This is a genomic window from Corynebacterium sp. H128 (assembly GCF_037482625.1).
Lineage (GTDB): Bacteria > Actinomycetota > Actinomycetes > Mycobacteriales > Mycobacteriaceae > Corynebacterium.
Genome location: NZ_JBBHKW010000012.1, coordinates 30,178 through 45,204, shown reverse-complemented (window position 1 = coordinate 45,204; position 15,027 = coordinate 30,178). Strand labels below are relative to the sequence as shown.

Here is a 15,027-nt window from a genome sequence, read left to right as displayed (position 1 = left end):
GCTACGCAGCCACCACAACTATCATCCAGATAGCCACAAGGTGAACCACCGCTGCAATGATGGTGGCGGCGTGGAAGTGCTCGTGATAGCCGATAATGCGCGCGTTGCGGCCAGGCCACTTAAAGCCATAAACCAGCGCCCCAAGCGAGTAAACAACCCCACCAACGAATATCAACCAAACTACCGCTGGCCCGGCACTTCTCCATAGTTGCGGAACAAGTGGCACGATAATCCAACCAAGGGTGAGGTAAACCACCACATCTAGCCAGCGGGGATGCCTGATCCACACCACATTGAGTATCACTCCAGCCAAGGCCCCCAGCCAGGCGATGCCCAAAATCCATGAGGCAGTAACCCGATCAAAGGACAATAGACATAGTGGTGTGTAGGTAGCTGCAATGAAAATGGCGATTGTTGCATGATCGGCACGGCGCCACCACTGCACCGTGTGACTGCTTTGCCACGGGCCTAGATGATAAGCGGCCGAAATCCCAAAGAGCAGAAAACATCCGACGGCGTAGACCGTCACGCCCACAGCCTCGAGGTGAGGAAGCATGAGCCACGCATAGGTGGCAAGCACCGTACCCGAGACCAAGCTGAGCACGCTCGCTATGAAATGAAACCATCCTCTAGTTTTCGGTCGCGGGCCGCGATCAAGTCGCTGGCGAACCGTTTCAGTTAAGGACATACTGGCCTATCTTACGTTTCGGTAAATTTCTGTGCCCTATTTGTTTCTAGCCGATACCGCCCTAGCAGGGACTAGCGCCGATTTTCTCACCCCGCGAGGAAGGATCCGCACGATTTTGAACTCTCCGAAGTGACAAAATCGGCATGTACACCTAAACCGGCAAGTTTTCCTCAATCATCTCCACGATTGCATCATCTTCCGGTTCGGTGCGAGGACGAAACCTGCCGATTACTTCCCCGGACGGCGAAATGAGGAACTTCTCAAAGTTCCACTGCACATCTCCGGCTTCTCCCTCAGCGTCTGAGGTTTGCTTCAGGATTTGATAGAGCGGATGCGTATTGTCACCGTTGACGTCGGCCTTTGTCAGCATCGGGAACGTCACGCCATAGTTGCGGGAGCAGAAGGTTGCGATTTCCTCGTTCTTGCCGGGTTCTTGTTCACCGAACTGGTTGCATGGCATTCCGAGGACGAAGAAGCCTCGCATTGCGTATTCGTCAAAGAGCTGCTGTAGCCCCTCGTACTGGCCGGTGAGTCCACATTCGCTGGCGGTATTGACCACCATGATGAGGTGACCTGCCCAGTCCTGGAGAGTGGTGGTGCGGCCGTCGATAAGCGTTACTGGCGTGTCATAGATCGAAGTCATGCCCCTACGCTAGCGGAAGTCGCGGTAGTCCCGCGGCGCTATGTCCAGCTCGAGAGCTCGATCCACGGCGACTTTGAAGTCCTTTACCGTCTTCTTGTCCGACAGGTTGCGCGCGGAAATCGACAGACGCACGGTCCGCCCTTTGGCTGCGTTGCGTTCCACGGCGCGGATGATGTTGCGGCGCCACCATTTAGCAGCGCCGTAGCCCTCACCGAAGGATAGATTTCGCGTTTGGGTAAAGTCTCCGGTCTCCAGGTGATGAATGCCGCGTGTCGATGACACCAACGTGAAGCCGAATTCCGGCAAGACCTGCAGGGTACCTTCTGACAGGCGCCAGCGCGGTGGTGCAAACAAATCGAGGTCAAAACCCATCTTCGACATTTGCCGAGTAGCGCCAGCCAGCCGCAGACGAGCTTCGTGAGACTCGAGGTTTGCGAATTCCGCGCGTCGGCCCTGAACTGCCTGATCAAATCCATTGAGAATCAGAGCGCGGTCCTGCTGTTGTTGCGCTATGAGCCAGGAGCGGGTGCCTTCATCTTTTGCAAGGTGCCAATTGCCGTCGATATGCGGCGCCACCAGCAAGGACACGGGGACACAACGGTCATCAAGGTGATCGATCAGCGATTTTGCGTCTCCACATGTGGCATCAAAGATACTCGAGATTGAAACCAACAGTGTGCCACGCATGCAGGATATTATCCCACGGCTTTATCAGTTTGTCTCGGCAAGTAGAAAGCGAAAAGCGCCCTCCGAAGAGAGCGCTTTAGGTCGGGGAAAGTCACTAGTGCTTGTATGCGTCCAAGTCCACCTGAGGAGTCGGCTGCAGGTTCAGGTTCGGAGAGTTCTCTACCTCTGGGTTGCGAAGGTCAACGTGGGTATCGTCCGGCGCAGCCATGTAAGGAACTTTTCCGTCAAGAACATCGTGGACACGCTGTTTATCGATGGTCTTGGTCCAGGTGCCGACCAGCAAGGTGGCTACAGAGTTACCAGCGAAGTTGGTCAGTGCACGGGCCTCGGACATGAATTTGTCGATGCCCATGATGACGTCCACACCACCCAACAATGCGGGAGAGTGTGACTGCAAACCGGCAGCCAAGGTAGCGATACCCGCACCAGAAACGCCAGCGGCACCCTTAGATGCAATGATCATGAACACCAGCAGTCCGATTTGCTCGCCAAGACTCATCGGCATATGCATCGCATCCGCGATGAAGATGGCAGACATCGTCAGGTAAATCGCGGTGCCGTCCAAGTTGAAGGAATAGCCAGTGGGAACGACGATACCGACGGTAGACTTGTCCACACCTGCATGCTCCATCTTACGCATGAGGTTGGGCAGCGCAGATTCTGAGGAAGAAGTCGCCACGATGAGGAGAAACTCACGGCCGAGGTACTTGCACAATTTGAAGATGTTGAAGCCACCAAACACCTTGAGCACCAGGCCAAGAACCACGAACACAAACAGGAAACAGGTGATGTAGAAGGCCAACATCAATACTGCAAGTTCTTTCACAGCTGCCATACCTGAGCCGCCAACAACGCCCGCCATTGCACCGAACGCACCAATCGGTGCCAACCACAGAATCATGTTCAGAATCTTGAACACAACCTTTTGCAGATGCGCGACAAATCCCAAAATCGGCTCACCCGCGCGGCCCATGGACTGCACTGCAAAACCGAACAGCAGGGCGATGAACAATACTTGGAGAACAGAGCCCTCCGTGAATGCGGAGAACATGGTTTTCGGAATAATCGACTGAATGAAGCCGACCATTCCGGTTGCCTTTTCAGGGTCCGGTACGGACTTGGGGTTATCCGTTGGGGCGATATTCAGATTTGAGCCCGGCTCAATGTAATTACCGACCAAAAGCCCCACTGCCAAAGCAAAGGTGGACATCGTAACGAAATAAGCCAGCGCAATACCACCAGCTTTTCCAACGGTTGCAGCGGAGCGAACCGAACCAATGCCCAACACGATAGTGCAAAAGATCACGGGAGGAATGATCATCGTAATCAGTTGGATAAACATCTTGCCGACGATTCGCCAGGACTCAGCCCGTTCGGGAGCAACGAGACCAAAGGTGATTCCGGCAATAATGGCAACAACCACCATGATGTACAGCCAGTGAGTACGGTCTTTGCGCGGCTTGTTTGGTTCCGCGATCTTTGGCAGTGCTGTGGCACCGGTACCGGTTACTACCGGCTGCGCGATCTTGTCTTGATCAGACATGGTTGTGTTGGATCCTTCTACGAACGACCGCCGAAACTTCCGTTACAAAATTCCAGTAGTCACTAATGAGTGTTTCGCATGGAGGTTGACGCACCGCAGCCCAATTTTGTGAAAGCCGAACTATACTTCGCGAAATGTAGTCTGACGCACATCAGTCCTTAGCGGAACTGTAGTTGCCATACTTTCTTTAAAGCAACGTCGTTTCTGCTCAACAATCCCCTCCCCACAACCGGAGGGGATATTTTCAAAAATGTCACATTTTTCCGCCTGCATGTTTCTGCAGCACAGGGACGATATTCTTGCCCCATTCCACCCTTTCGGCATGCAGTTTGCCACTTTGTGAAATAAGTCACACTCCCTATTCTGTGTGCCCTGCAATTTGGTTAAGTAACCACGCCAATTCAAATGCAGCCTGATGCCACCGTTCATAGCGCCCAGATACGCCACCATGCCCCGCCGCCATTTCTGTTTTCAGCAAGAACTCTCCCCCAACAGCGGTGTCTCGCAGCTTCGCGATCCACTTTGCCGGCTCTACGTACAGCACACGGGTGTCATTGAGTGAGGTGACCGCCATGATGTTCGGATATTGCAGCGCCGCGACATTCTCGTAAGGCGCGTAAGAGGCCATGTAGTCGTACACCTCTTTGTTGTGCAATGGGTCGCCCCATTCTTCCCACTCCATCACCGTCAACGGCAGCTCAGGCATAAGAATTGAGGTTAAAGGATCGACGAAGGGCACCTTGGCAGATATCGCCGCGAACCGATCCGGAGCCATGTTGGCAACGGCCCCCATGAGCAGGCCGCCAGCCGAGCCTCCCTCAGCGCCTAGCATCTCGGGCGCTGTAATCCCCGCAGCGATGAGATCATCTGCGACATCGATGAAGTCGGTGAAGGTGTTCTTCTTGGCGAGCATCTTGCCGTCGTCGTACCAGCGTCGCCCCATTTCGCCGCCGCCACGTACGTGAGCCACCGCAAAGATGACCTCACGGTCATATACCGAAATCTGCAAATTTGAAAAGTCCGGATCGATGGAGTGCTCGTAGGAGCCGTAGCCGTACAGAATCGTCGGATTCGGCTTGCTCATGTCTAGGTCCGCACGATGAACGAGCGACACCGGCACCTTCGCACCATCGCGGGCAGTTACCCATCGGCGTGTGGCAACGTAGTCCGCCGGGTTGTAGCCGCCCAACACCTCCTGTTGTTTCAACAGCGTGCGCTGTTGCGTGGCGACGTCCAACAAGCTCACACTCGCAGGCTGGGTGAAACTCACATAGGTGTACCGGAACACTGGGGTGTCCCACTCTGGGTTCCCGCCGGAGCCCACGGAGTAGAGCTCTTCCTCAAAACTCATCTCTGTGAAATTGGTGTACCCCGGGTCCAGTTTCATCAAGGCAACCCGCCCGATTGCGTCGCGGCGATAGCCCAGCACCAGGTGCCCCGCGAAAGGATCGATACCTTCCAGCCTGACATCGGAGCGATGCGGGACGAGGACGTTGAGATCTTCGATCACAAAGGCAGTCGCCGGGCACTCACCGATCTCAAAGTTTGGACCAGCGGCATTGTGGATGACCAGCCAGCGGTCTTCGCCGTCGATAACCGCGTGGTCGATGCCGTATTCCAGCCCTTCCTGACGCGGGAGCTGGCAGCGAAACTCGCCGGTAGGGTTGTCTAGTTCCAAGACCCAGATCTCGGAGGTCAGCTTGGAGCTTGCCTCGATGAGCAGGAATTTATCCGAACGAGTGGTGCCCACGCCCACCCAGAACTTCTCATCGGGTTCTTGGAACACCAGCACGTCTTCGGAAGCTGGGGTACCTACCCGGTGCCGCCACACCGAATCTGGGCGCCACGCATCATCGACGCGCTGGTAGAACAGGTACTCTTCCCCCGCCCAGGTAGCACCTGCAAAGATACCCTCGATGCGATCTTCCAACAGTTCGCCGGTGCGCAAGTCTTTGATGTACAGGTCATAACGTTCGTCTCCGGTCACGTCCACGGAGTAGGCAACGAAATTGCCCGACAGCGTCACCGTGGAGGCACCCACGGAGAAAAAGTCATGGCCTGCAGCGAGTTCATTGAAATCGAGCAGTACTTGCTCTTCTACCGGAGGTTCCTCCGCGATGGTTGGTGGCAACCAGGCATCTTGCCCCGCGACGACGGGGACACGGCAGGACCGACCGTAGCTCTTGCCTTCTTCGGTTCTGCCGAAATACCAGTAGTCGCCTTGGCGCACGGGAACGGACATGTCCGTCTCTTTGATTCGACCCTTGAGCTCTTGGAACAGGTTGTCTTCGAGTGTGCCCAGATGCGCGGTCTGCTCCGCCGTGTACGCGTTTTCAGCTTCTAGGTAGGCGATCGTGTCGGCGGAGCCTTTGTCCCGTAACCACTCGTAGTTATCCACGAAATTGATGCCGTGGTGGGTGCGAGTGCTGGGACGTTTGTCGGCGATGGGATACATGGGTACCGATGGTACCCATTTAGCACGGCAAGACTACCGGGACCCCGTCATCTTCTAGAATGCGCGCATTGATTCCGTACACACTATCCAAAAGCTCGGGGCAGATAACCTCTCTGGGGGTTCCTTGCGCGATCACTCTGCCCTGCTTCATCACTACCAGCTCCTCGCAGAAGCGAGTGGCTAGGTTGATGTCATGAATCGCCACCAAGGCGACCGCACCACTGAAGCGCACCCGTTCCCGGACCAAGTCGAGCAGGAAGATCTGTCGGTTGAGATCGAGCGCCGAAGTTGGCTCATCGAGCAGCATGACGGAAGGATCCCCGACCAGCATTTGGGCCACCGCCACTAGTTGCCGCTGCCCTCCGGAGAGCTCTGCGAGATTGGTTCCGGCAAACCCTCCAATTCCCATCGCACCCATCGTATCCGCAGCTACATGCTCCGGACTGGTGGCCCGCGTGCGACGAGCGGCAATCAGCACTGCTTCAAACGCCGTAATACTCGCTGAACTCGGCAGCTCTTGAGGCACGTACCCCATGTGCGCACGCAGTTCTGTTCCCTGCACGCCCTGCCCATCGACGCTGAGCTCGACCGAGCCACCTCGCACCCGATTGATGCCTGCCAAAGTCTTAATCAAGGTTGATTTGCCTGAGGCGTTGGGGCCGAGCACGCCGGTGAGGTGCCCGCCGTCGATAGGCATGGTGCTCAGCCCATCGAGGATGGCGCGCTTTCCGTACCCGGCGCGCAGGTTATTGATCTCTAAAGAGATACTCACCAAATCACTCGCTTTCTGCTCAAGATGATGAGCATGAAACATGGAACGCCCAACAGCGCGGTGATGATGCCAATGGGGATTGCGATGCCCGGAATGATGAGCAAGCTGGCAGCATGGGCGCCGCTCATGATGAGCGCACCGGCGGCCATAGACGCTGGCAGGAAATAGCGCTGGTCTTCGCCAACGAAGATGCGCGCCACATGCGGGCCGACGAGGCCTACAAAACCGATGACTCCAGCGAAAGCCACCGCCGTGGCAGAGAGCAATGCCACCACAATGAGCATGACCATGCGGAGCCTATTGACGTTCACGCCCATGGCTTGAGCCCGGGCGTCGCCAAGCCGCAATGCGGTGAGCTGCCAGGATGCTGCAATCATGATGGGCAGAGACAACAACAGTGCCAGCCCAATCATGGCATTACCGCCCCACGTCGCGCGCGTCATAGACCCCATAGACCAGAACACAATCTGCTGCAGTGATTCAGTGGTGGCACGATATTGCATCAGCGCAAGCAATGCCTGAAACAAGAACACCATTCCGATGCCCAGCAGAATCATCGTTTCCGCGCTCGCGCCTCGCACCACTGCTGCCACCAAAATCACACCGGTGGCCAGCATCGCAGACAGCCAAGCCATCGCAGCCAGGTTCGTCTGAGCGTTACTTGTTGCGGCCCAGCCCATCACGATCGCAGACGCACCACCGAAAGCCGCCGCGGCCGAGATCCCCAAAGTGAAGGGCTCAGCAAGCGGATTGTTCAGAATCGTTTGCATCTGCGCACCCGCAGCAGCCAAGCTCATGCCCACAAGCACCGCCATCACGGACATCGGCAACCGGAGTCGCCACAGAACAGTCCGCGCTGTGTCATCGAGGTTGTTCGGTGCAATTAGCCCCCGCAATACTTCGCCGGGACTGAGAATAACCGGACCAACCATCGCGCTGATCACAAACGCGATGAAGGCGCCCACACTGAGTGCGAGGATGATCCTGCGCCGCTTGCGCACCACGCCCCGGTGCTCAGCGAGAATATGCTCCGTTACGGTTGCTGTCACCGCTGCTCCGAGAAGAAGGTACCGCTGGCCGCGAAGGGCAGGTACTCCTCGTGGACGCTCTGCAGGTGCTTATCGACGTCCACATCCGCGAACTCTTCTGGATGCTGCCACTTAGCAAACTGCTCGACTGCAAGGAAGTTCAGCGGTGAGTCATAGTACTGGTGCCAGACGCCGTAGAGTCGCCCTTCATTCGCAGCCGTGACCTGCTCAAAGCCTGGCGTTTTAGTCAAACCGTTGAGGGTATCCTTAGCGGTGGCTTCATCAGTGGCGTAGCCCAAGTTTGCATGTGGGATCGCTGCCGGCTTCTTCGGATCCTTGGCCCAGGATCCGCCGGTTGCAATGATCATGTCTGGCTGCTCAGCGATAAGCTTTTCCGCGGTCACGTCGCCCGATTCCGTGCTGAGAATGTGATCGCCGATGTTATCTCCGCCTGCAACGTTGACAAATTCGCCAAGGTTGGAGTCCTTCACTGTGGAGCAGCAGTCCTTCAGGCCGGCTGCACGCCACAAGAAGACGCTCGGCTTCTTTTCGATCTTGCCGGCACGCTCCTTCACAGAATCAACAGTCTGAGTCCATTCCGTATTGAACTTGGTGGCTTGCTCCTGTTTGCCAAAGACCGTTCCGAGGATATCCATCGAGGCCGTGGTGTTGGTGAGCGGGTGCTGCCGGAAGTCGGTGACCACATATTTAATGCCGGCTTGATCCATCTTTTCTGGCATTCCGATCGCCTGCAGAGCGTCGTAGTTGTCAGCAGACAGCACCATGAGGTCCGGCTGGTAGCTCAGCAGGTTCTCCACCGACACGTCGCCTTTAGAAAGGCTACCGATGGTCGGCACGGACTGTACCTCCGGTCGAGCCTTGACCAGGGCATCAAAGTAGGACGGTGCCGCAGTTTTGAGGTCCTCTCCCATCGCGACAACCTTATCTACTGGCTGGTCCTTGTTCAGGATCGAAGTAGCGAAGACTCCGCGACCTTCGCCCAAGATGATTCGTCCTGGCATCTTGTCCAGCGTGACGGTGCGCCCCTTGATGTCAGTGACGCTTAGCGGGGCTTCCGCCTGCTGCGTCGCGGCATCGGGCCCCGCGCACGCAGCGAGAATGCCTAGAGTAGCGAATGCGCCGAGTGATGCTACTACGGCACGAAATGGTTTCATGGAGAGACTCCTTGGATCGGAAAATGAAAAGACAAACCGATCCTGAACTCTAGTTAGGCTATGCTTACTTAGGCAAGACTGGCCTTATTGCGGGGCTGGGAAGTGGCACTCCCACAATCCCGAAATGGCTCCCCCAGCCGATTTTGGCTATGCCACCAATCCCCAAACCGCGAAAACCCGCCCCCACCAATGGCGGAGACGGGAAACTACTATCCGAGCTGAATCAACAGCCTGCAACCTTGGTTACACGCAACAACCAATCCACTCCGAGAACTTCTTCCCGGAGATCTTCTCATAGGCCTCGATGTAGCGCTCACGAGTGGCTTCGACCACGGAACCAGGCAATGCTGGCGGCGGCGTCTGGGATGCCTTATTCCAACCAGACTTTGGCCCAGTCAACCAGTTACGCACGTACTGCTTATCAAAAGAAGGCTGCACTCGACCCTCTTCATAGCCATCTGCGGGCCAGTAGCGGGAGGAATCCGGCGTCAAAACCTCATCCGCCAACACCAGTCGGCCCTCGGAATCCAGACCGAACTCGAACTTCGTATCCGCGAGGATGACACCCTTCTCCAGTGCCATCTCAGCGGCCTGACGGTAGATCGACAGCGTCGCATCCCGCAGCTCTTCTGCACGAGCCTGCCCCAGCTTTTCGACGACCACGTCAAAGCTCACGTTTTCATCGTGATCCCCCAGGTCAGCCTTCGTAGCAGGGGTGAAAATCGGCTCTGGAAGCTTGGAGGCCTCACGGAGGCCTTCTGGTAGCTCTACGCCACACACGGTGCCGCTTTCCTGGTACTCGGCCAAACCGGAGCCAGTCAGGTAACCACGGGCGACACACTCGAATGGCAGCATCTCCAGCTTCTTGCAAACGAGTGCACGGCCCAACACTTCTTCGGGAATCCGCGGATCATCTACTGGGCCGGCGAGATGGTTCGGAAAATCGATGTTGTCAAAGAAGTGAACCGTCATTGCGGTCAGCACACGGCCCTTGTCAGGGATCTCCGTGTCGAGGATGTAATCATAAGCCGAAATTCGATCGGACACCACCATGAGGAGGCTCTCGTCATCAATTTCGTAGATTTCGCGTACTTTGCCTGCAGAGAGGTGATTGTACGAGGAAAGTTCAGGACGCATAGTGAAGCAGTGTAGCCCTGCCCCCACCGAATTTCCATGCGGCCATGGTGGCGCAGACAGGGCTACGAACAATTCCCTAGGGTTAGAGAATCTCTCCAGGCTGGTAGCTAGCAGCTTCTGGATAACGCCCAACGACGTCCTGAATCCGAGCCAAGACTCGCCCGACCTGGGATTCCGCTGCTCCGATGAATGCGTGACGGTCTGCGAGCGCCGCTTCCAAATCAGCTGCTGACAGCGTCATGCGTGGGTCTGCTGCCAGGCGCTCAATGAGGTCTTGATCACCACCGTTTTCACGCATGTTCAGTGCAACTGCCACCGCATTTTCCTTGATCACTTCGTGCGCGGTCTCACGTCCCATTCCGGAACGCACCGCAGCCATGAGGATGCGTGTGGTGGCCAGGAACGGCAGGTAACGCTCGAGTTCGCGATCGAGCATTGCTGGGAACGCCCCAAACTCGTCGAGCACCGTGAGAAATGTCTCAAACATGCCGTCGATAGTGAAGAAGGCATCCGGCAGGGCAACGCGGCGCACGACAGAACAGAATACATCGCCTTCGTTCCACTGCTGACCGGAAAGGTCTGCCACCATCGTCAGGTAGCCGCGCAAAATCACTTGCATACCGCCAACGCGCTCACAAGACCGAGCATTCATTTTGTGCGGCATTGCGGAAGATCCAACCTGGCCTTCCTTGAAACCCTCCGTGACGGTTTCGTTGCCGGCCATCAGACGAATGGTGTGCGCCAATGAAGAGGGACCGGCGCCGAGTTGGACCAAGGTCGAAACCGCGTCGAAGTCGAGGGAGCGCGGATATACCTGCCCCACTGAATCAAACACCCGGTGGAAGCCGAGGTGGTCCGCGATACGAGTCTCCAGGGAAGCCAGCTTTGTCTCGTTGCCGCCCATGAGGTCCAACATGTCCTGAGCAGTACCCATTGGCCCCTTGATGCCACGCAATGGGTAGTGCGCAATCATTGACTCCGCACGCTCAATGGCGACCAGGAGTTCGTCGGCAGCGGAAGCAAATCGCTTGCCCAGGGTGGTGGCCTGCGCCGCAACGTTATGGGAGCGGCCTGCCATCACCAGGTTTTGAAATTCTGCGGCCCGCTGACCAATTCGCGTCAACACTGCCACAGACTTACCCAAGATAAGTTCGAGGGAACGGTGGATCTGCAGTTGCTCAACGTTCTCCGTGAGGTCACGGCTGGTCATGCCTTTGTGGATATGTTCGTATCCAGCCAGCGCGTTGAACTCTTCGATGCGCGCTTTCACGTCGTGGCGAGTAACTTTCTCCCGCTCCGCGATGGAAGCCAAGTCCACTTGCTCGATCACGGCTTCATACGCAGTGATGGCCTCGGCCGGGATGTCTACGCCGAGGTCCTTTTGTGCCTTCATCACTGCAATCCAAAGCTCGCGCTCCAGAACAATCTTGGTTTCGGCGCTCCAGAGGTTGGACAGCTCTGCGGACGCGTATCGGTTGGAAAGGACGTTTGAAATCTTCTTTTTGTCAGCCACGCCTCTAGATTATTCCACGCTTAGCGCGAAGGGATAGCCTGCTCGCTGTTAACTAAGGCAGAACCGGTCCAATTCCTTCGCCGTACCTGCCGCAATAACCAAATCACCGGAGCGGATGACATAGCCCGACTCGGGGACTGTGAACCGGCCTTCAGCCGGACGCACGCCCACAATGGTGATGCCTGGCGGGACCTCACTGACCATTCGGCCGTGCATAGTCACTGGTGGGGCGAGCTTGGCGATAGCAAAGTCAGGGTCAAACTCGACGTAATCCTGCAGGTGCCCGGCAATCAGGTGCGCTACTCGACGCCCTGTGTCACGCTCCGGGCGCACCACATGGTGCACCCCGATCTGAGTCAGGATTTTAGCGTGTTGATCATTGTCAGCCTTAGCCCACACATTCTTCACACCCAAGTCCATCACTGCGGAGGCGGTCAGCAGCGAGGCACCGAGATCTGATCCGATTCCGATCACCACTCGCTCGGCATCATCCACGCCCAGCTGACGCAGTGTGTCCGCATCGGTGGTCTCGGCAATCACTGCGTGCGTGAGCACAGAGGACGCTTTAACCACGGTGGCCTCATCCACATCGATGCCCAGGACTTCCACCCCGGCGCGAACAAGCTCATCGCCTAGGGCAATGCCGAATCGTCCGAGCCCAATAATTACCACGGGTGGGACAGTCTGCCGGGAAAATAGCTTAACCAATGAACGGCCTCTCAGTCGGATAGGTGTACAACCGTTTGCTATGTCGGGCCGCCAGCGCGGCGACGAGGGTGATCGGGCCAACACGACCCGCATACATGAGCATTACCAGCCACAATTGGGCGAACTCCGGCAGGCTCGGGGTGATGCCTGTGGTAAGACCCACGGTAGCGAAAGCGCTGATGCATTCAAAGACAATCTGGTGTGACGTGTATTGCGGCATGAGGATCTGCAATGTCAATACGGAGACCAACAACGCTAGAACAGTCATCGTGAAAACCGCCATTGCTTGTCGCACGATGCGGCCTGGCAGGCGACGCCCCGAAACCAATACTTGGTCATCGCCGCGGATTTCCGCCACCATGACGGCCACCAACACCGCCGTGGTGGTTACCTTCACTCCGCCGGCGGTGCCGCCGGAGCCACCTCCGATCAGCATCAGGATGTCCGTCATCATCATCGTGGAATCGTGGAGGTGGGCTAGATCAATGGAATTAAATCCTGCGGTACGAGTGGACACGCTATGGAAGAACGCCGCTAGCCAAGAAGTAGCAACATCCAGATCTTTGAGCGCGCCATTCCACTCAAACACCACTGTGCCGAGAGTTCCCGTGATCAACAAGATCGCGGTTCCCCACAGCGTGAAGCTCATAGTTAAGGAAATTGGGAGGCGGGATTTGGTCCGAAAGCGCTGCCGGATCTCCAACAGCACTGGAAAGCCCAGGCCACCGATAATCACGCCGAGGGCAATCGGCACAATGATGCCAAAATCCCCGACATAGGGCATGAGATTAGAGCTGGCCAGACCAAATCCAGCGTTGTTAAATGCGGACACCGCGTGGAAAGAGCCTTCCCACAGACTGGCTGCTGGGCTCAGGTCATACGCGAAATAGAAGCGCAAGGTCAGGAATATAGTGATCACTGCTTCAATAAACAGTGAGAAACCGATAGTTCCGAGGATGATTGACTTAACCTCACCCAAGTCCCTGCCGCGCATTTCTGCTGCGGCATTCAACCGCCCGCGGACCCCGAGCCGACCAACGAGCAGGTAGCTCGCGACCGTCGCTAGGGTCATAATTCCGAGTCCGCCGATTTGGATCAAGCTAATGATGACGGCTTGGCCGAAATGCGACCAGTAGGTGGCCGTATCCACCACGGTAAGCCCCGTCAGGCACACCGCCGACGTAGCGGTAAACAGCGCGGTGACAGCGTCTGGGCTCTGTGGCCCGCTACGGGAAAACGGCAGCAGCAACAAGGCTGTGCCCAGGAAGATCAGCAACAAGAAGCTACCCGACACGAGCTGCGCCGGGCTAAACCCCTTCTTGCGAGAATCAGAGTGTGAGAATTGCACCGGCACAGTGTATTCCAGTCACCCCTGATTAGATAGTGATGCGCCCTTCCACGGCAGGCAACGCAATGTCACTGCGGTAGTGGCTTCCTGCGAGCTCGATATCCTTGATCACGGCATATGCACTGTCACGGGCGTCGGCAAGCGTAGCGCCGGTGCCAATCACGTTGAGCACTCGGCCACCGGATGAAACTAGTTCACCGGCCTCATTTCGAGCCGTGCCGGCATGCAAAACCTGTGGCGAATCAGCGTTGTGGATAGCATCGCCCGTACGAGGATCCTCTGGGTAACCGTTAGCTGCCAAGACAATAGTCAAGGCGTAACCGTCCTCCCACTCTAGAGGCGGCTGCTCCGCAAGCGTGCCAGTGGCAACCGAGTTCAGGAGCTGCCCGAGCGGGGTCTTGAGCAGAGCGAGCACTGCCTGCGTCTCCGGGTCTCCGAAGCGACAGTTGAATTCCACCACGGAGATGCCGTCGCGGCCCCATGCGAGTCCTGCATAGAGCAGGCCAGAATACGGCGTGCCACGTTTCACCATTTCGGCGGCAACTGGGATGCAGACTTCGTCGACAATCCGCTGTACGCCATCCTCTGGCAACCATGGCAACGGGGTGTAGGCACCCATGCCGCCCGTGTTCGGCCCTTCGTCATTATCCAGGGCCCGTTTGTGGTCCTGTGCGGGCAGGAGAGGGACAACGGTTTCCCCATCAACGAGGCAGAACAGGGATACCTCGGGACCATCCAGGTAGCTTTCCAGCAAGACTGGGTTACCACCGTGGTGCACTGCCAGGACGTGCTCGCGTGCTGCGGCACGATCCTCGGTAACAACCACGCCTTTGCCTCCGGCTAGACCATCATCTTTGACTACCCAGATCGGACCAAAACGATCCAAGGCAGCGTCAATCTCGGACTCCGCAGCGCCTGGTGCAAGACTTTCTGCATGGGCAGTCTTTACGCCCGCGTCGGCCATAACCGCCTTAGCAAATGCTTTGGAGCCTTCGATCTGTGCAGCAGCAGCTGAGGGGCCGAACACCGCGATGCCGGCTTCACGCAAGGCGTCTGCGACGCCAGCAACCAACGGGATTTCCGGCCCGATCACAGCCAAATCCACCGCGAGTTTCGTGGCCAGCTGAGTCATCTCTGCGGGAGAATCAGCCTTCCCCTCGTGGACAGTTGCTAGGGCCGCCATGCCCGCGTTACCAGGTACGACGTGCAGGTCGGTGACGGATTGATCTTTAGACAATCCAAGGAGGAGGGCGTGCTCTCGGGCGCCCGAGCCGATTACCAGAATGCGCATGTACCACAGTCTACTTAAGTAACTCCCAGCGGTTAGTTA

13 protein-coding genes are annotated in these 15,027 nt (G+C 57.0%); all 13 read right to left on the bottom strand.

Going from position 1 to position 15,027, the window contains the following annotated elements:
- Window position 1: 1 nt before the first annotated feature.
- Complete coding sequence (trhA, locus tag WG915_RS10515) at window positions 2-688, bottom strand: PAQR family membrane homeostasis protein TrhA (RefSeq protein ID WP_339565338.1); 687 nt, start codon at window positions 686-688, stop codon at window positions 2-4.
- Between the two features lie 151 nt (window positions 689-839).
- Window positions 840-1,331, bottom strand: coding sequence for a glutathione peroxidase (locus WG915_RS10510; RefSeq protein WP_339565337.1), 492 nt, complete (start codon window positions 1,329-1,331; stop codon window positions 840-842).
- A 9-nt stretch (window positions 1,332-1,340) separates the two neighbouring features.
- The gene (locus WG915_RS10505) at window positions 1,341-2,018 is read right to left on the bottom strand and encodes a DUF2334 domain-containing protein (protein WP_339565336.1); all 678 of its coding nucleotides are present in this window, start codon (window positions 2,016-2,018) and stop codon (window positions 1,341-1,343) included.
- 94 nt (window positions 2,019-2,112) lie between these two features.
- Window positions 2,113-3,561 carry a cation:dicarboxylate symporter family transporter gene (locus tag WG915_RS10500; RefSeq protein WP_339565335.1) on the bottom strand — a complete coding sequence of 483 codons (1,449 nt, stop codon included), beginning with the start codon at window positions 3,559-3,561 and terminating at the stop codon, window positions 2,113-2,115.
- 358 nt (window positions 3,562-3,919) lie between these two features.
- The gene (locus tag WG915_RS10495) at window positions 3,920-6,016 is read right to left on the bottom strand and encodes a S9 family peptidase (protein WP_339565334.1); all 2,097 of its coding nucleotides are present in this window, start codon (window positions 6,014-6,016) and stop codon (window positions 3,920-3,922) included.
- Window positions 6,017-6,035: 19 nt separating this feature from the next.
- Window positions 6,036-6,788, bottom strand: a complete 753-nt coding sequence (locus WG915_RS10490) for an ABC transporter ATP-binding protein (protein ID WP_339565333.1) — start codon at window positions 6,786-6,788, stop codon at window positions 6,036-6,038.
- Window positions 6,785-7,837, bottom strand: a complete 1,053-nt coding sequence (locus tag WG915_RS10485; RefSeq protein ID WP_339565332.1) for a FecCD family ABC transporter permease — start codon at window positions 7,835-7,837, stop codon at window positions 6,785-6,787. The genes WG915_RS10490 and WG915_RS10485 overlap by 4 nt, the downstream gene beginning before the upstream one ends.
- Window positions 7,834-8,991, bottom strand: a complete 1,158-nt coding sequence (locus tag WG915_RS10480; RefSeq protein ID WP_339565331.1) for an ABC transporter substrate-binding protein — start codon at window positions 8,989-8,991, stop codon at window positions 7,834-7,836. Before WG915_RS10480 ends, WG915_RS10485 begins: the two co-directional genes overlap by 4 nt.
- A gap of 243 nt (window positions 8,992-9,234) precedes the next feature.
- Entirely contained in the window at window positions 9,235-10,128 is an 894-nt protein-coding gene (locus WG915_RS10475) for a phosphoribosylaminoimidazolesuccinocarboxamide synthase (protein WP_339565330.1), read from the bottom strand.
- Window positions 10,129-10,210: 82 nt separating this feature from the next.
- A complete protein-coding gene (gene purB / locus WG915_RS10470; RefSeq protein WP_339565329.1) occupies window positions 10,211-11,641 on the bottom strand; it encodes an adenylosuccinate lyase in 1,431 nt (476 codons plus the stop codon).
- 48 nt (window positions 11,642-11,689) lie between these two features.
- Complete coding sequence (locus WG915_RS10465) at window positions 11,690-12,349, bottom strand: potassium channel family protein (RefSeq protein ID WP_445227829.1); 660 nt, start codon at window positions 12,347-12,349, stop codon at window positions 11,690-11,692.
- Window positions 12,342-13,697: a TrkH family potassium uptake protein gene (locus WG915_RS10460; protein ID WP_339565327.1), complete on the bottom strand. Its 1,356-nt coding sequence runs from the start codon at window positions 13,695-13,697 to the stop codon at window positions 12,342-12,344. The genes WG915_RS10465 and WG915_RS10460 overlap by 8 nt, the downstream gene beginning before the upstream one ends.
- 28 nt (window positions 13,698-13,725) lie before the next feature.
- Complete coding sequence (gene purD, locus WG915_RS10455) at window positions 13,726-14,988, bottom strand: phosphoribosylamine--glycine ligase (protein ID WP_339565326.1); 1,263 nt, start codon at window positions 14,986-14,988, stop codon at window positions 13,726-13,728.
- Window positions 14,989-15,027: the final 39 nt, after the last annotated feature.